The 15,425-nt window shown below is 61.9% G+C and carries 15 protein-coding genes; 6 read left to right on the top strand and 9 right to left on the bottom strand.

Going from position 1 to position 15,425, the window contains the following annotated elements:
- Positions 1 to 12: 12 nt before the first annotated feature.
- The 3 genes from N0D28_RS13670 to N0D28_RS13660 all read right to left on the bottom strand — a co-directional run bounded on the left by N0D28_RS13670 (position 13) and on the right by N0D28_RS13660 (position 3,215).
- Positions 13 to 888, bottom strand: a complete 876-nt coding sequence (locus N0D28_RS13670; protein ID WP_260560044.1) for a carbohydrate ABC transporter permease — start codon at positions 886 to 888, stop codon at positions 13 to 15.
- Entirely contained in the window at positions 885 to 1,874 is a 990-nt protein-coding gene (locus tag N0D28_RS13665) for a carbohydrate ABC transporter permease (protein WP_260560043.1), read from the bottom strand. Before N0D28_RS13665 ends, N0D28_RS13670 begins: the two co-directional genes overlap by 4 nt.
- A gap of 90 nt (positions 1,875 to 1,964) precedes the next feature.
- Positions 1,965 to 3,215, bottom strand: a complete 1,251-nt coding sequence (locus N0D28_RS13660) for an ABC transporter substrate-binding protein (RefSeq protein WP_260560042.1) — start codon at positions 3,213 to 3,215, stop codon at positions 1,965 to 1,967.
- 361 nt (positions 3,216 to 3,576) lie between these two features.
- Here N0D28_RS13660 and N0D28_RS13655 point away from each other — a divergent pair, with 361 nt between their 5' ends.
- From N0D28_RS13655 to N0D28_RS13645, 3 genes are all read left to right on the top strand, one after another.
- The gene (locus N0D28_RS13655) at positions 3,577 to 4,593 is read left to right on the top strand and encodes a LacI family DNA-binding transcriptional regulator (protein ID WP_260560041.1); all 1,017 of its coding nucleotides are present in this window, start codon (positions 3,577 to 3,579) and stop codon (positions 4,591 to 4,593) included.
- Positions 4,594 to 4,659: 66 nt separating this feature from the next.
- A complete protein-coding gene (locus N0D28_RS13650) occupies positions 4,660 to 5,967 on the top strand; it encodes a glutamate-5-semialdehyde dehydrogenase (protein ID WP_260560040.1) in 1,308 nt (435 codons plus the stop codon).
- A complete protein-coding gene (locus N0D28_RS13645; RefSeq protein WP_260560039.1) occupies positions 5,967 to 6,428 on the top strand; it encodes a hypothetical protein in 462 nt (153 codons plus the stop codon). Before N0D28_RS13650 ends, N0D28_RS13645 begins: the two co-directional genes overlap by 1 nt.
- Positions 6,429 to 6,448: 20 nt before the next feature.
- Here the strand turns inward: N0D28_RS13645 and N0D28_RS13640 are convergent, their stop codons facing one another.
- On the bottom strand, positions 6,449 to 7,204 hold the full coding sequence (locus tag N0D28_RS13640; RefSeq protein ID WP_260560038.1) for a 2-phosphosulfolactate phosphatase: 756 nt from the start codon (positions 7,202 to 7,204) through the stop codon (positions 6,449 to 6,451).
- Positions 7,201 to 7,869, bottom strand: coding sequence for a ribulose-phosphate 3-epimerase (rpe, locus tag N0D28_RS13635; RefSeq protein ID WP_260560037.1), 669 nt, complete (start codon positions 7,867 to 7,869; stop codon positions 7,201 to 7,203). Before rpe ends, N0D28_RS13640 begins: the two co-directional genes overlap by 4 nt.
- 90 nt (positions 7,870 to 7,959) lie before the next feature.
- On the opposite strand from rpe, the gene N0D28_RS13630 reads away from it, so the two are divergent.
- Both N0D28_RS13630 and N0D28_RS13625 read left to right on the top strand, forming a co-directional pair.
- Complete coding sequence (locus N0D28_RS13630) at positions 7,960 to 8,403, top strand: NUDIX domain-containing protein (protein WP_260560036.1); 444 nt, start codon at positions 7,960 to 7,962, stop codon at positions 8,401 to 8,403.
- Positions 8,404 to 8,610: 207 nt separating this feature from the next.
- A complete protein-coding gene (locus N0D28_RS13625; RefSeq protein WP_260560035.1) occupies positions 8,611 to 10,638 on the top strand; it encodes an AfsR/SARP family transcriptional regulator in 2,028 nt (675 codons plus the stop codon).
- Between the two features lie 156 nt (positions 10,639 to 10,794).
- On the opposite strand, the gene N0D28_RS13620 is transcribed toward N0D28_RS13625, so the two are convergent.
- From N0D28_RS13620 to N0D28_RS13605, 4 genes are all read right to left on the bottom strand, one after another.
- On the bottom strand, positions 10,795 to 12,990 hold the full coding sequence (locus N0D28_RS13620; protein ID WP_260560034.1) for a fimbria/pilus outer membrane usher protein: 2,196 nt from the start codon (positions 12,988 to 12,990) through the stop codon (positions 10,795 to 10,797).
- Between the two features lie 16 nt (positions 12,991 to 13,006).
- The gene (locus N0D28_RS13615) at positions 13,007 to 13,744 is read right to left on the bottom strand and encodes a fimbrial biogenesis chaperone (protein ID WP_260560033.1); all 738 of its coding nucleotides are present in this window, start codon (positions 13,742 to 13,744) and stop codon (positions 13,007 to 13,009) included.
- An 11-nt stretch (positions 13,745 to 13,755) separates the two neighbouring features.
- On the bottom strand, positions 13,756 to 14,124 hold the full coding sequence (locus N0D28_RS13610; RefSeq protein WP_260560032.1) for a hypothetical protein: 369 nt from the start codon (positions 14,122 to 14,124) through the stop codon (positions 13,756 to 13,758).
- Between the two features lie 170 nt (positions 14,125 to 14,294).
- The gene (locus N0D28_RS13605) at positions 14,295 to 14,735 is read right to left on the bottom strand and encodes a hypothetical protein (protein ID WP_260560031.1); all 441 of its coding nucleotides are present in this window, start codon (positions 14,733 to 14,735) and stop codon (positions 14,295 to 14,297) included.
- 296 nt (positions 14,736 to 15,031) lie between these two features.
- On the opposite strand from N0D28_RS13605, the gene N0D28_RS13600 reads away from it, so the two are divergent.
- A complete protein-coding gene (locus N0D28_RS13600) occupies positions 15,032 to 15,397 on the top strand; it encodes a hypothetical protein (protein ID WP_260560030.1) in 366 nt (121 codons plus the stop codon).
- The last annotated feature ends 28 nt before the right edge of the window (positions 15,398 to 15,425 follow it).

Raw genomic sequence — 15,425 nt, 5'->3', positions numbered from 1 at the left:
AGAGTGGTCGGGTCAGCCCTTCAGTGCGCCGCTGGTCAGGCCGTCGATCAGGCGGCGCGAGGCGAAGGCGAAGATGATCAGCAGCGGCACCACCGTCAGGGCCACGCCGCACATCAAGGCCCCCCAGTCGGTATTGGCGATGCCTTGCAGGGTGCGCAGGGCCAGCGGTGCGGTGTAGGTCTCGGCGCTGCGGAAGATGATCAGCGGCCCCAGGAAGCCGTTCCACGACTGCACGAAGGTCACCAGACCGAGGGTCGCCATCGCGGGGCCGGTCAGCGGCACGACCACCTTGCGAAAGGTCGTGAATTCGGTGGCTCCGTCGATGCGGGCGGCCTCGACCAGTTCCCTGGGAATGGCGCTGCCGATATACTGGCGCATCAGGAAGATACCGAAAGCGTTGGCCATGCCGGGAATCCACAGGGCGCGGGGCGTGTCGATCCAGCCCAGCGCCTGCATGATCAGGGCGTAGGGCACGATGTTGAGGGTGGAGGGAATCAGCAGCGTGATCAGCAGCAGCCCGAACAGCCAGCTCTTGCCCTTGAATTCGTACATGGCAAAGGCGTAGCCGCCCAGCGTGCAGAAAAACAGGGTGGTCGCAGTGGTCAGCACCGCCAGATACAGGCTGTTCCAGAGGTTGCGCCAGAACGGCATCCGTGAGAGCAGGCTGTCGTAATTGTTTGCCAGATCGTGGCCGAACCAGACGGGCGGCGGCAGCGAGAAGATTTCCTGACGCGGGTGGGTGGCAAAAATAAACATGAAGTAGAAGGGGGCCAGCGTCAGCACACCGCCGAACACGAGCAGCAGGATGGAGGCGGCGCGGCTGAGCGGGCGCTTGCCGCTGATGCTGCGGGGCGTCGTGCGTGGGGCGATCAGGGGTGTAGAAGTCATTTTGCCGCCTCGCCCGCGCCCATGCCGCTGCGCCCGAAGATGCGGTTGTTGACCAGAGTCAGCAAGCCGATCACGATAAAGAGGAGCCAGGCCATCGCGGCGGCCAGGCCCGCGTCACTGTAAGCGTTGTAGGTTCTAAACATATACATGATGGTGGTCAGTCCTGCCTGTCCGACGCCGCCGCCGCCGTTGGTGAGAATGTACGGCTCCTCGAACAGTTGGAAGCCGCCGATGAGACTCAGGGTCACGGCCAGGAAGATGGTCGGGCGCAGCAGCGGCAGGGTGATGAACCGGAACTGCTCGGTCCGGGTCGCGCCGTCTACCGCCGCCGCCTCGTAAAGTTCGCCGGGAATGGCTTGCAGGCCCGACAAGTACAGCAGCATGTTCCAGCCCACATAGCGCCAGACGATCACCATGGCGATTGACGGCTGCACGAAGGCGCGCTCACCCAGCCAGTTGATCTTGTCAGCAGGAAACAGCACACCCAGGATGGGAATGTGGTGCAGGCTGTTGAGCGCGGCGTTGAGCACCCCGTACTGCCAGCTGAACAGCGTGAAGAAGATCACCGAGATGGCGACCACCGAGGTGATGTAGGGCAGAAAGTAGATCGCCGTGATAAACGACTGCGCCCGCTTGAGGCCCATGTTGATGGCAAACGCCAGTGGAATGGCAATCAGGTGCTGCGGCAGGCCGCTCTCGACGGCCAGGATCGCAGTGTTCTTGAGTGACAGCCAGAAAGTAGGGTCCGTCAGGTTGTCGGTGAAGTTTCTCAGGCCCACGAACTTCATGTCCCCCAGGCCGCTGCCGGGTTGCCATTCATGCACCGAGAGGTAGCCGTTGAAGAGGATCGGAAAGAGGCCGAAGGCGAAGAACAACAGGAAGAAGGGGCTGATGAAGATATAGGGCGCGTACTTGCGCTGGAAGTTGTCCCAGCCGCCGACCTTGGGGATGGGTTTTGGAGCAGGTTGGATAGGTGCAGCGGTCACGGGACCTCCTCACGTGGGCAAGCGTCTGACGAACGGGCACAAGAAAAGCGTGGCGGCCACAACGCCGTCCACGCTTCTCAGTCGCGGCGTTTAGCGGGTGCGGCGCTCGACCAGGCGCTGGGCGTCGGCCAGCGCGGTGGGGATGTCCTTGCTGCCGTCGAGGACGCTGCCCAGCGCGTCGCCAACGATCTGATCGGCGATGGGGTCAAGCTTGTTGACGTCCAGCGGCTGAATCTTGGCCGCCGCCGTGCGCCACAGCAGGCGGGCCTTCTGGTTGCCCAGGTAGACCACGCCCTGGTTGAACACCGCGTCGGTCTGTCCGGCCTTGAGCGCCGGGAAGGCTCCGGTGGTCTTGAACGCCAGAACCTGCTGGGCGGGGTTGGTGGTCAGGTACTGCACCAGCTTCCAGGCCGCGTCCTTGTTGGTGCTCTGGGCGGGGATGCCGTAAAACGAGCCGCCCCAGCTGGCAAACGTATTGCCGGGTAGGTTCTGGGCGTTCCACTTGCCGGTGAAGTCCTTGGCCAGCCAGTTCTGCATGTGGCCCACCAGCCAGGCCCCTGAGAACTCGGTGGCGAGGTTGCCTTTCTGGAAGGCGGTGGTCCACTCCGGCGAGAAGGCCGCGCCCGCCTTGGCGTCGAGCTTGGCGTCGCGGATCTGCTTGGCCACCGTGAACGCCTTGACGAAGCGGGCGTTGTCGGGGCTGATCAGCACCTTGTTGTCTTTGTCGAAGTACAGGCCGTCGCCCGCCTTGAGGCCGGTGCGCAGGATGATCTGGGCGGCTTCGGAGGCGTCGGGAATCAGGAAGGTGCCGGGGTTGGCCGCCACCACTTTCTTGCCGTTGGTGATGTACGAATCCCAGCTGGCGTTGAGCTGTGAGGGCTTGACGCCTGCTTTGGCCAGCAAGTCGGTGCGGTAGAACATCGAGCCGGGGCCGATATCGGTGGGAATGGCGACGATGCGCCCGTCCTGGGTGGTGGCCTGCGGGAAGGTGAAGCCCACGAACTTGCTGGCCAGGGCCGCCGCGTTATACGGCGCTTTGCTCAGGTCGGTCATGCCGTTGCCCTCGGCGAACTTGGCGACGTAGCCGAAGTCGATGGCTTCCACGTCGTTGGCTCCCTTGCCGGTCGAGAGCGCGGTGGTCAGCGCGTTGTGGTGGTCGGCGTAGGCCAGCGAGTTGATCTTGACGTCGATGTCGGGGTAGAGCTTGTTGAAGCCCGGCAGGGCGGCCTTGACCACGCTGTCGAGGTCGGGGAACACGCCGATGGTGACGGTGGTTTTCTGCGCGGCGGCCAGGCTGACCGAGAGCAGGACGGTAACGGCGAACAAGCGTTGAATCTTCATGGTGAAACCTCCAGGGACAAGGAGCAGAATGCGCTGAAAACGTTATCTGAAACTCTGCTAAAGAAACCCAGCAGACCAGGGCAGAAATGCAGACTCGTTGCACTCCAGACAACAGGTTTGTGGTGAGGAAAAGCATAGGACGAGATAACGTTTTTTGCAAGCCCTGCTGATGGGGGAGGGGCAGGTCAGTCGCTGCGAGGCCGTGTGAGCGGGCAGGCAAGCATGTTGGGAGGTGGGCTGGAGCGGCGGCAGAAGCGTCTTCGGGTCGGGGGCGGTGGGTGCTGGGCTACTTTCGCTCGTGGAGTGGCCCACTCGATTGGCAGGATTGGCGAACACCCGCGCTCGTGATAACGTTTTCAGTATGACCGCCGGAAGCCTTGCCAAATCTCTGACCATTCGTGACGTGGCCCGGCATGCGGGCGTCTCGGTCAGCACCGTGTCGCGGGTCATCAACGGCAAAAAGGTGCGGCCCGAACTCGAAACCAGCGTGCGCCAGGTGTTGACTGACCTCAACTTCCGGCCCAGCGCGGTGGCCCGCAGCATGGTCCGGGGCACCACCCAGACGGTGGGCGTGCTGGTCGAGGATATTTCCAGCGCTTACTACGCCGAGCTGATCAAGGGCATCGAGAGCGTGCTGGAGCGCACTGGCCACCATCCACTGTTCAAGAGCAGCCACTGGAGCACGGTGCTGGAGGAAGAAGCCCTCAAGGTGTTTCTCGACCACAACGTGGACGCCATCATCGTGGTGGGCGGCTTCATTCCCGAGCCGCGGCTGCGCGAACTGGCCGTGCGGCTGCCGCTGGTGGTGGCGGGGAGAAGCGGTCTGAGCCTGGACGTGCCGACCCTGACGCTCGATCAGCGCGGTGGAGCGGAGCGGGCCACCCGCCACCTGATCGAACTCGGTCACCGCGAGATCGTGCATATTTGTGGCCGGATGACCCAGGAGGACGCGGTGGGCCGCCTACAAGGCTACCGTGACGCCATGCGGGACGCGGGGCTGGAGGTGCGGCCCGAATGGATCTTGCCCGGCGACTTTCTGGAAACCTCGGCGTACCGGGCGATGCTGGGCTTCGTCGAGCTGAACCTGCCGTTTACTGCCGTGTTCGCGGCCAATGACCAGATGGCGCTGGGAGCCAATCTGGCGCTGCACCGCAAGGGCCTGCGGGTGCCCGACGACGTGTCACTGATCGGCTACGACGATTTGCCGATGTCGGCCTACAGCTTGCCGCCGCTGACCACCATCCGCCAGCCCGCGCAGCAGGTGGGCGAGGCCGCCGCCCACGCCGCCCACGACCTGATGACCGGCAAGACGCCCCGTTTCCCGACCTTCGAGCTGAGGCTGGTGCTGCGCGAATCGACCCGTGCACTGCGGCGCTGAGGTGAGCTGCCGGGGGGTTGCGGCGCAGAGATCTAGATCTTCATCGGGCCTTGCTACGCTATGGGTATGACCACTGCTGTGCCCGAGGCTCCAGGCTCCCAAGTCCTCACCGTCCGCGAGATGGGAATCGCCGCGCGCCGGGCGGGCCGGGTGCTGGGCACGCTGCCCACCGCCCAGAAAAATGCCGCGCTCGGTGAGGTGGCCGCGCAGCTTCGCGCCCACGCTGCCGAGATTCTGGCCGCCAACGCGCTGGACGTGGCGGCGGCCCGCGCCGCTGGCCTGACCGCCCCGCTGATCGACCGCCTGACCCTGACGCCCGAGCGTCTGGAGAGCATCGCCGCCGATGTGGAGAACGTGGCGACCCTGCCTGACCCGGTGGGAGAGACGCTGGGCGAGGCAACCCGTCCCAACGGCCTGAGAGTCTCACGCCGCCGGGTGCCGCTGGGCGTGCTGGGGGTCATCTACGAATCGCGCCCGAATGTCACGGTGGACGTGGCGACGCTGGCCGTCAAGAGCGGCAACGCGGTGATCCTGCGCGGCGGCAAGGAAACGCAGCAGAGCAACGCTGTGCTGGTGCGCCTGATTGCCCGGGCGCTCGGCGAGCACGGCGTTCCGGCGGGCGCGGTGCAGGTGATCAGCGACCCGCAGAGAGCCAGGATGCTTGAACTCCTGCGCCTTGACGACCTCATCGACGCCATCATTCCGCGCGGTGGGGCGGGGCTGCACCGCTTCTGCGTCGAGAACGCCACCGTGCCGGTGATCGTGGGCGGCGTGGGCGTGGTGCATCTCTACCTTGACGAGAGTTACGTGCAGGACGCGGCGGGCCTGCACAGCGCCTCCGAGATCATCTGCAACAGCAAAGTTCAGCGCCCCAGCGTCTGCAACGCTCTCGACACCCTGCTGATGACCGAGGCCTCGGCCCGGCTGGCCCTGCCGACGGTGGCCCGCGAGTTGCTGGCGGCGGGCGTGGAACTGCGCGCCGATCCGTTCACCCTCAAGGTGCTGGCGGCAGCGGGTCTGACGGCGGTGGCCGCGACGCCGGACGACTTCGGCACCGAGTTTTTGTCGCTCACACTCAGTCTCAGGACGGTGGCCGATCTGAATGAGGCGCTCGACTTCATCGCCGAGTACGGCAATCACACCGACGCCATCCTGACGCGCGACGAGCTTCAGGCCGAGACGTTCGTGCAGCAGGTGGACAGCGCCGCCGTGATCGTCAACGCCTCCACCCGCTTCAACGACGGCGCGCAGCTCGGCCTCGGCGCGGAGGTGGCCGTCTCCACCCAGAAATTGCACGCGCGCGGCCCGATGGCCCTCTTCGAGCTGACGACCACCAAATGGGTGGTGCGCGGCGAGGGACAGGTCCGGGGCTGATGCGGCGGCGTTGGTTGATCTGGGCTGGGCTGGGCGGCCTGCTGCTGGCGTCCGGGGCGCTGGCCGCGGCTGCTGCCCGCACCGATCCCTGGCCCAGCAGCCCGGTGCTGACCCGGCTGTTTGCGCTGCCGTCATCGAAGGCCGATGTGAAGCAGCTCGCCGCCGACCTCGACCTGAGCGCCGGGCAGGTGCAGGACCTGCGCCAGCTCACGGCGGGTGAGGCCCGCAGCGCCAAACTCGGCGAGGCGGTGCAGAGCCGTCTTCAGGCCCAGCAGCTCAACACCGAGATCAGCGCCATGAAAATTGAAAAGGACCGCAAGGCCCGGCTGATTCTGGGGGGCAAGTACGCGGCATTCCGGCAGTGGATTCGCGAGTGGTGGGTAAGACAGGTGAAGCAGAGCCGTCAGGGGGCCGAGCTGCGGCAAGCGGCCCGTGAAGCGGCCCAGGCAGTGAAGGAGTAGATGGCGAAGGGGCAGGCGTCTCAGCCCGCCACGAACCTCAACGCTCCCTCGATATCTTGAAGGTCGCTCAATACCGGCACCACGGTACTCTCCGACACCTGGGCGGCGTAGCGCACGTCTTCGCCGAGGCCCAGGCGCTCCAGTGTCTGTCCGTGCATGCTGCTCGATAAAGCTTCCAGCGGGTTCCCGGCGCTGCGGCGCAGGGTCAGGGCGATGCGCGCGCCGTCATCCACACTCAGTTCGCCCAGCGCCAGCAGGTACTCGGCGATGACGCCTGCCGCGTACACGTCTTCCAGGCTCACCCGCTCGTCGGTTCCGGCGCAGACGATGGCGATTTCCTCCAGGGCCAGGGCCTTGGCCCGCCGGGCGGCGGCGTGGGCGTTGGTCAGCGAGGCCAGCAGCACCCGGCTGCCGCTCTGGGCCGCGATGTGGGCGGCTCCGGTGCCGTTGGTGGTGTTCATGATGATGGTCTTGCCCGTAAAGTTCTGCTGCGCCGCTTCCACCGGACTGTTGCCGAAATCGAAGCCGGGTATCGCCAGCCCGCCGCGCTCACCGCCGAGCAGGTAGGTGTCGTTGCGAATGGGATCGCCCGCCTCGTCGGTGAGGCCCGGCTGCCATTTGAGGCCCAGGGCGATGTCGGGGCTGGCGGTGAGCAGTAAGCTTTCCGCCCCACGCTCCAGGTAGGTGACGGCAGTGGTGGTGGCCCGCAGCACGTCGATGACCAGCACGGTGTCGGAATAAGACCCATGCGGCAGCAGATCGACCCGCAGCTTCATGCGCTCTCCTGGGTCAGCGCGGCGCGCAGTTTCGCCAGGCCCGCCGCCGCACTCTCTGCGCCGAACACGCTTGACCCGGCCACCAGCACCGTTGCGCCCGCATCGGCCAGGGCGCGGGCGTTCTCGGCGCTCACCCCGCCGTCCACTTCCAGTTCCGCCGCGCTGCCGAGTTCATTCAGCCAGCCGCGCACGGTGCGGACCCGCTCCAGCGACTGCGGCAGGAAACTCTGCCCACCGAAGCCGGGGTTGACGCTCATGATCAGGACCAGGTCCACGTCATTCAGCACCGGGCGCAACGTTTCCAGCGCCGTGCCAGGATTGAGCACCACGCCCGCCCGCTTGCCCAGCCCCCGGATCATCTGCACGGCGCGGTGCAGGTGCGGGGTCGATTCGACATGCACCGTCAGACCGTCCGCGCCCGCCGCCGCGAAGTCGGCCAGGTAGCGCTCGGGGCGCTCGATCATCAGGTGAACGTCGACGAACTGCCCAGGCGCGGCGGCCCGCCGGGTGGCGGCCAGAATCGGCACCCCGAAACTGATGTTCGGCACGAACAGGCCGTCCATCACGTCCACATGAATGTATTCGGCGCTGGCGATGGCCGACACTTCGTCACCGAGTCGGGTGAAATCACAGGCAAGGATGCTCGGAGCGAGTTTGACTGGCACGCGGGTCAGTGTACCAACCAGGAGCAGGGAAGCCTAGAGAGGCGGGGCATGAGGGGCGAGGGACCGCCAGGCACGTGGCATAGTGTCTCCATGCCCGCCACGCCTTTTCACCTCGTCGCCTGGGCCGTCATGCAGCGTCCGGACGGTCAGATTCTGCTGGCCCGGCGCAGCAACGTCAGTTACGGCAACGGGCTGTGGGGCCTGCCCGGCGGCCACGTCGAGGACGAAGAGACGCTGCCCGAAGCCGCCGCCCGCGAGGCGCTTGAGGAAGTCGGCACCCGCATTGACCCGGCCCCGCTGACGTTGCTCGGGATGACCCGCTACGTGGACACCAGCGGCGGCGAGCCGGTGCGCGGCCTGGACGCCTTCTATCTGGCGCTGAGCTGGCAGGGTGAGGCGCGGCCAGTGAGTGAATGTTCCGAGGTGGGCTGGTTTTCTCCCGACGACCTGCCACCGGACGTCCTGCCCTGGCTCGGCACCGTCGTGGCGGCGCACCTGCGGGGGCGGGTGGCCTTTCGGGAAGACCTGGGCTGACCTGGGCTTTCCAAGATAGCCAGATCTGGTCCGAATGCTAGGGTAGTGACAAGTGTGGGCTGAAGTAGTGTGATCCTGAATACAAGCGCATGCTAGATTTTCTCGGCGAGGGTTGACTGCTTGGGATGACAGAGTGAAAGTTGATCTGGAGGATATCTAGCGTTGCGTATACCCCATGTTCACTTATTTGGAGCACCCGTCGTCTTTTTGAACAATGAACTACTGCATCTTTCACGCCGTAGTACGGCACTACTAATTTATCTCCTTCTGACTGGTCCTCAACATCGTGACACGCTAGTCAGTTTATTCTGGCCGGGACGGAGCGGTATGAACAATCTCCGGGTAGAACTGTCTAAGTTGCGCTCGGCGGGGATCATTCTCGGGACGCCCGGCTCACCTCTCCTTGCTTTCGAGGCGACTTCCGATTTGCAGCAATGGTTGAGTGCCGCCGAGCAGTCACTGTCCGATTATCCGGCGCTCCAGGGAAGGGCGCTCTCCGGCCTGGAAGCGGTGGGCGAGACGGGCTTCCAGCACTGGGTCATACAGCAGCGCGAAGCCCTGGTCAACCGACTCTCCCCGATTTTGCGGCGGAGTTATGCCCACGATACACGGCCTGAGAGGCGGCGACTGATTGAAGAGAGTGCTGCGCGAATCGGCGTTGTTCTGGATATGTCACTGCCTCAAGGGGAGTACGACCTTTCCCAGAGTGATCTGAACGGTGACATCATTAGACTGCTGCAGGCAGCGATGGACGATCCTCAATTGCTGGTGTTCAGTGGTTGGCCTGGAAGTGGGCGGCGTTCTACCCTGAGCCGTGCCGCTCACTCGCCCTGGAAAGTAGTGGATGTGGACGCTGTTGGCCACTCTGGACTGATGGTCGCCGCCATGGTGATGAGGATCTTGGAGCAGCTTGCCTCAGGTGGCGCGGCGCTGCCAGAAGTGCTGGATATCTCGGCACAGACGCCGGAAAAAACCCTGATCCGGCTGGCTTCGCTGCTCCAGGACGTGCGGGCACCGCTGGTCCTGGTGATTCACGGCACGCGGAAGCTGTCGCAAGAGTCATTTCAACACCTGGAGTTTTTAATGAACTGCCCGGTTCCGCTGCTGATGGTCCTGATGCCGTCCGTGGCTGAGACGGCACCGCTGCTCCAGGTACTCGCAGAGCGGTCGCATATTCGCAACCGACAATTACTGGTGCAGCCGCGTCTGCGCCCCTCGGCGGTGTTGCCTGCCCTTGAGCAGACAGCCCAGACAACGGCTGGCCCTGACACGCTCGCTGCTGCGCTGAAGGTGATTCAGCAATCTGAAGGCTGGCTTGCCGCCGCGCAGGAGTTTTTACCTCGGGCCTTCAGTACTGTCAACCGCTTTCCACTGCCAGTTCGTCTGCGTAGCCTGCTGCTGGAAACGGGCAACACAGTGCCGGGATCATTGGAAACGCTGGCGCGGCTGGCAGGTCTGCGGGTGCCGCTGAGCGAAACGGAGGTGGCGGACCGCTTACCTGACTATGCTACCGCTGAAGCAATTCACACCGTTTTGGGTCGCGCGCAGGCTGCGGGGATGCTGGTCAGACGTCCAACGCAAATCACCGTGGTGCTGCCTGACCTGATCTGGAATGTGCCGGACGGTGAGCATCCCCTGGGCTTTGACAGCGAATTGCAGCGTGCGGCTCTGGCAGGTACGCTGGACGCCGGTTTGAGGGCACGCCTCCGCAGTAGCGGCCTGAGTGAGGGTCCCAGATCGCCTGCACCCCTGACAGCCCCCGTCTCACCGCTGGCCTGGCAGCCTGTGCCGCCGCTGCTTTCTGGAAAGCCGCTGAGCGCTCACGCGGCGGTGTGGTTGCCTGGCGGGTACCATCTCATCGCCGAAGACGGTCAGCTCCATGTTCTGCGGCTGGGTGTGCCGCAACCGAACACCCAGGAGCTGCTGCTGACCCTTCAGACCGCAGTGGCCATGCCCTGGAGCTTGACTGGGCGGCTGGACTCTTTTGCTGGTGGTGTGGGTGATTATCCGCTGGGCGTCTGTTCGGGCGAGAGCCGCAACGTTCTCGATCCGGCTCAATTGCCAGCAGCGGGGCAGTGGTTTCGAGTCGCGGGCACAACGGGCCAGTCCGGCTTGAAACTGACACTGCGAGCTTACGACCTTATTTTGACGATCCGCGAGATCACGCTTGGCGGGCAAGTTGTGCCGTTTGTTCCTGGAAATTTCAAGGATATTGGTTCGGGTGTCCAGCATTGAAACGACACGGTTTTTGTCATTGAGTTAATCGGATGCAACTCACGCCCGAACAGAGAAGCGTGAGGGTTTCCAGAAAGAAGAACGCTTTCGCAAATATGTTGGGAGTTCGGTTTTTCGATGATCGTAAGTGGGCGCAGTTGCCAGAACTGTGGCCAATCAGGGCGAGGCGCAGGTGACCACTGCCTGAGACTCGCTCAGGGTCACGGGACAGCTGCGGCTGCCATCATCAGATTTCAGTGTTGCAGCGGTGCCTTCAGGGACGCTGCCGATCAGCCCGTTGCCCTGGTCGTCCAGTGGATAAGCCAGGTCGCCGACGCGCAGCGTGCCGTAGGTGGCCGGTTCGCCGGGTTTCCAGAAAAGTTGCACGTAACGGCTGACCACGATGTTGCCTCGCCAATCCAGCACCGCTGTGCCGTTGGAAGGCAGCCTGAGCGTCGCGCGGTCGTTTTGCACATTGATATTAAACGGTAGAGCGTTGATGTCAACTTGAACCGTCACGTACTCGTCGCTGGGCAGACGGCTGAGCAGTACGTCGCCCTGGGCATCGGTGACACCTGCCTGGGCACCGTTGACCAGAAAGGGCACACCCTTAACACCTGTACGGATCAGAATCGAGCGTGAGCCGAGACCCTGGCTGAGGGTCAGGCGGCCATTGTTGAGCGAGAACGCTCCATCGAGTGTGCCGGTGACCGACGCACCATCCAGATTGGTCAGTGCCGAAGACGCGCTCAGGCTGGCCTGCACGCGCCCGTTGTAGACATATGACGCTCCTGCACTTTCGGTGTTCACTCTGGCGCTCAGCGTGTTCTGGCCGTTAGGTGTATAGCGCAGGTCGAGTGCTGGAACCACTCGGAATGCAGGCAGAGAGGTGGCCGCCGCGCCAAGACCCACTTGAAGATTTGGCAGAGGCGAGAGATTGGTGCTGAGTGTCGCACTCAATCCCTGCGGACTTTTGCCGATACCGAAGCTGATGGCCTGACCAGAAGCGAAGGTGTAATTGGTGTTGGCACTCAGGTTCAAGGCTTGCTGCCCGAAATCATAGCCGCCACTGACCTGATAGGCCCAGCGGTCAAGGCGGTAAGACGCCCCTGCCTGAAGATTGAGTTTTGCAGGTTGGGTCACAGGGATGGTTGTAGCGATGTTCACGCTGAACTGATCATTCACAATGCGGCCATAGCGCAAGCTCAATCGGGCCTCTGGAGTGGTCTGAACGGTGCCGCCCAGCGTCAGCCCTGTACTTACGCTGTTGAGATCGTCCACGTAATCGAGGGTGGCCGAGGCGCGGTAGCGCTCGCCAAACAGGTCGGCATTGCTGCTCAATGTCCAACCCCGGCCAAGTCCAAAGACCCCTTGCCCAGTCAGGCTGCGTTGACCATCTTGCAGCCCGGCCTGCACCCCCAGCACATAAGCACCGGGGCGCACGCTGCGGGCATCGGCAAAGTAACTGTAGTTCTTGATTCGTGCACCTGTGCCGTCGTCAATAATCACATCCACAGAAGCGCCAAAACCCTGGAAGGGAATATTGATCAGCTTGAGCGTGCCAGCGCTGGCCCGAAAAGTCCGCAGTTGTCGTCCATTGACATTGACCTGAATATCAGCGTCAAGCGGCAGTTCCAGGTTGATAGTAGGGAAGAAGAGCTGATTGTCGCTGCGGGCGTCTACTCGGACGCCCTGGAAGCGTTGCAGGCCGTCTCGGAAGCCCAACGAATCTGGCGGCGCATTATAGGCTGCGGTCAGGTCAAGGCGGGGATTGACCGAATACCGCAGCGTGGCGCGGGGTGCGGCGCTAAATCCTGAAACGGCGGTGTCGCCGGGCGAGAAGCTGGCAAAGCCGCCAGCGTAGCCCGACAGCGCTCCTGAAGCGTAGCCGATCCCCAGATATCCCTGCACGGTGGTGGAAAAATCTGCCGAGAGCGATTGACTGGCCCCGATGCCAAAATCCAGGCCAATACTCGGCTGTGTCAGGGTGGGCATGATCTGTTGATCGCGGCGAAAATCAAGCGTATTGCCTGCCAACAGGTCGAGAAATGGCTGCAATTGCAGGGCCTGCTTCAGCGGATCAAACCTGGGCTTGAGACGTGGGTCAAGCTCTAGGAAAGCACCTTCTTCGCATTCGTTGCGCGCGAGGACATATTTCTGCTCGCTGGGTTGAATGATCCGGGCCTCTACAAAAAACCGCTCGCCGCTCACCTTAACCACAGCGTCGCCGCGTGACTGCCCGCCCACACTGACACTGAGCAGTTGGTTGTCGAGAGCGCAAATGGTTTCGGGGGTCAGTGCGGCGGGTGCAGGCGGGGAAGCTGCTTGCTGCGCCAGTGCCAGCCCACCCAATAGCAATGCGACCGTTGTCAACGTTGTGGCAGCGGCGCTAGGGCAGCGCCAGCGTCTCATTTTTCGTTTCCCCATTGACATTGACGAAGCTGAGCGTCAGCGGCCCGCGCACATTGCCCCAGTCTTTGAGCCGGGCAGTGTAGGTTACGCCAGTCAGGACGGCGTAGGAAGGCAAAGTCAGGCTACGGTCGTCTGCTTTGAAGATGGCCTCACCGTAAACTTGGTGTCGGTTGCCCGCGTTGGTCATGCGGACGAGCAGATCGTTGCCGTCGCGGGCCACCTGATAACTCATGTTCGGTGTGGCGGTTGCACCAGTCACGTAGACGGCTAGACCAAATGAAACCACCTGCTTGAAGCTCATCTCCACCCCTTTTACGGTTTTGTTGGTGGTAGGCGTGTCTTCGTTCGGAACCTGGGTCACCATAACGCGGTAAGCCAGTTCAGCGGCTCCTGGCTTTTTGAGTAACCCTATGCGAATCACCTGGGTTTCACCAGGCTTAACGCTGAAGGAAGAGGGATTAACAACCAGATCACGCGAGGGACTGTACACATTCTGGCTGTCCTGCATCGTCCAGCTAACCACCTTGACGGTGAATTGCTCCGCATTAGCTCCGGTATTGGTGAGCTGCGTCTGGGTACTGAGGCGCTGGACGGGGTTGATGGTTATGGTGGGCGGATTGATGGTCAATCCCTGAGAAGATACGCTACTGACCGAGGCCAAAAACAGAAGGGCCAAAAGTTTCCGGATGGAGTCTTTATTTTTTCTCATATTCATTGTCTCTTCTATCATCTTTTATCGTTACTGGTCAAAAGCTGGAACTTCAGATTCTCAGAAAGATTGCCCTGAACCGTCCACTGATTGCCGGGAATGAGCACAGCAAACTGAAGTTGCTGATTACCCCGGTAAACCAGTCCGTTTTCTCCTGCCAGCGACTTGGCCGCATTGATCAGCAGCAGCTTCAGCGGCGTTTGGCTGTCTGTAAGTAGCTGGAGACTGAGAGTACCGTTTAAACTGCCCGGAACGAGTTGTGATGGGGGCGAGGTTAATTCAAGAGTGTAGGGCCCATCAGCTTGGTCGCAGATCACATTGACGTTCAGCATACCGATGGTGTCAGCCAGGGCCGAGTAGGTGGGAATGTTGGCACTGGTTTGCAAGGTACACTCCGCTCCCGCTGAGCTGCTGCTGATTATACCCAAGATACACAGCCACCGGATTTTGGGAGCCAGTCGCCCATATGGATGTTTGAAAAAACGATTCATCTGATCTCCATAGTAATATGGGCGTGGGCCTGAGCCACCGCCCAGGCCCACATTGTTCGCCTCAATTAATAGAAAGCAATGTTTGTGGTCACCGTACCGGTGTATGTGGCTGCTGGCACGTCCCAGTAACCGAGAGGCGCTGTCAGAGTCAAGTTAGCTGTGTGAACCTCTCCTGAATTGCCGGATGATTGCGTTACGACATCATTAGAGGAGGTGGCTACCAGATACTGGCCCACATTCATACCCGCGACCACTACACTATTCGTCACGGCGAGAGTCGTATTTACGGTGCAGCGGAGTTTGTAGTTGGGTGCGCTGGTGTCGCCCTGCAAGCCGTCAATGGCATTGTATGTGAGATTACGGGTAGCTGGGCTGAGTTCTGATTGACATACCTTAGAGACGATTATATTAAGTGGGGTAGTGACCGTGATCGGGCTAGCAGCAGCTCCCGCAAACGAAACGCCCATCATCAGCCCAATACCCATCAAAGCAATCATTTTCTTCATATGTATTCCTCCAGAAGTACCAGGTTGAGTCAATAAAGCAGGTTTCATCTCTTCTGGCTAAGAGGAGATGCTATCTCAAGTCTTTAGCTGCCCGGTTACGACCGCAGCTTATGGGGCTTACAGCGGGCTTACAAGCACCCCCCTCACTGTGCCATTATTTTTTACTCACCCAGACATTAAATTCTCGTTAAATTGCATTAAAGCTGTTTAGCAGAAATGGTTTTTTTGTCGTATTTTCGGCATTAAAGTTGTCCGGTCGCCAGAATTTTGTGAGAGTACCTGATTTAACGTTTCTTATGCGAACTCAGAAATCTAAGCTGCGCGGTCTGAAAATGAGTCTGTCGGTGTGCCTGTTCAGCGCCTTCTCGCTGGCTGCCGCTTCATCGACAACCATCACGACGCCGCTGAGCATCACGGTTCTGGCAGTCTGCTTCGTCAACGGCGCTACTGCCCAGCAGGTACAGCTCAAATGCACCCGTAACAGTGCGCCGCCGCAAGACCCCCGCACTCTGGGTGGTGTGCCCGACAATCTGCGTATGGCTGGCCCGCTGGTGGTGGTGGCTGAAGACCAGGCGTCAGACGGCGCGACCCTTTACACCTACGCCACGGCCCAGGGAGCCGTGAGCAGTCAAGACGGTGTGTGGAGCGTTGACTATTTCTGAACTTTCATCCTTGATTTTGCTGATTGAT

Origin of the sequence: Deinococcus rubellus, from assembly GCF_025244745.1 — a bacterium.
GTDB lineage: Bacteria > Deinococcota > Deinococci > Deinococcales > Deinococcaceae > Deinococcus > Deinococcus rubellus.
The sequence above is the reverse complement of the archived record's forward strand: the minus strand, read 5'-3'. Positions and strand labels throughout refer to the sequence as shown.

Excerpts from the sequence above, each read along its gene's own strand:
- N0D28_RS13650 (WP_260560040.1), top strand. The coding sequence starts at position 4,660 with ATGACCACTGCTGTGCCCGAGGCTCCAGGCTCCCAAGTCCTCACCGTC.
- N0D28_RS13615 (WP_260560033.1), bottom strand. The coding sequence starts at position 13,744 with ATGAATATGAGAAAAAATAAAGACTCCATCCGGAAACTTTTGGCCCTT.
- N0D28_RS13645 (WP_260560039.1), top strand. The coding sequence starts at position 5,967 with ATGCGGCGGCGTTGGTTGATCTGGGCTGGGCTGGGCGGCCTGCTGCTG.
- N0D28_RS13630 (WP_260560036.1), top strand. The coding sequence starts at position 7,960 with ATGCCCGCCACGCCTTTTCACCTCGTCGCCTGGGCCGTCATGCAGCGT.
- N0D28_RS13640 (WP_260560038.1), bottom strand. The coding sequence starts at position 7,204 with ATGAAGCTGCGGGTCGATCTGCTGCCGCATGGGTCTTATTCCGACACC.
- N0D28_RS13660 (WP_260560042.1), bottom strand. The coding sequence starts at position 3,215 with ATGAAGATTCAACGCTTGTTCGCCGTTACCGTCCTGCTCTCGGTCAGC.
- N0D28_RS13655 (WP_260560041.1), top strand. The coding sequence starts at position 3,577 with ATGACCGCCGGAAGCCTTGCCAAATCTCTGACCATTCGTGACGTGGCC.
- N0D28_RS13605 (WP_260560031.1), bottom strand. The coding sequence starts at position 14,735 with ATGAAGAAAATGATTGCTTTGATGGGTATTGGGCTGATGATGGGCGTT.
- N0D28_RS13600 (WP_260560030.1), top strand. The coding sequence starts at position 15,032 with ATGCGAACTCAGAAATCTAAGCTGCGCGGTCTGAAAATGAGTCTGTCG.
- N0D28_RS13670 (WP_260560044.1), bottom strand. The coding sequence starts at position 888 with ATGACTTCTACACCCCTGATCGCCCCACGCACGACGCCCCGCAGCATC.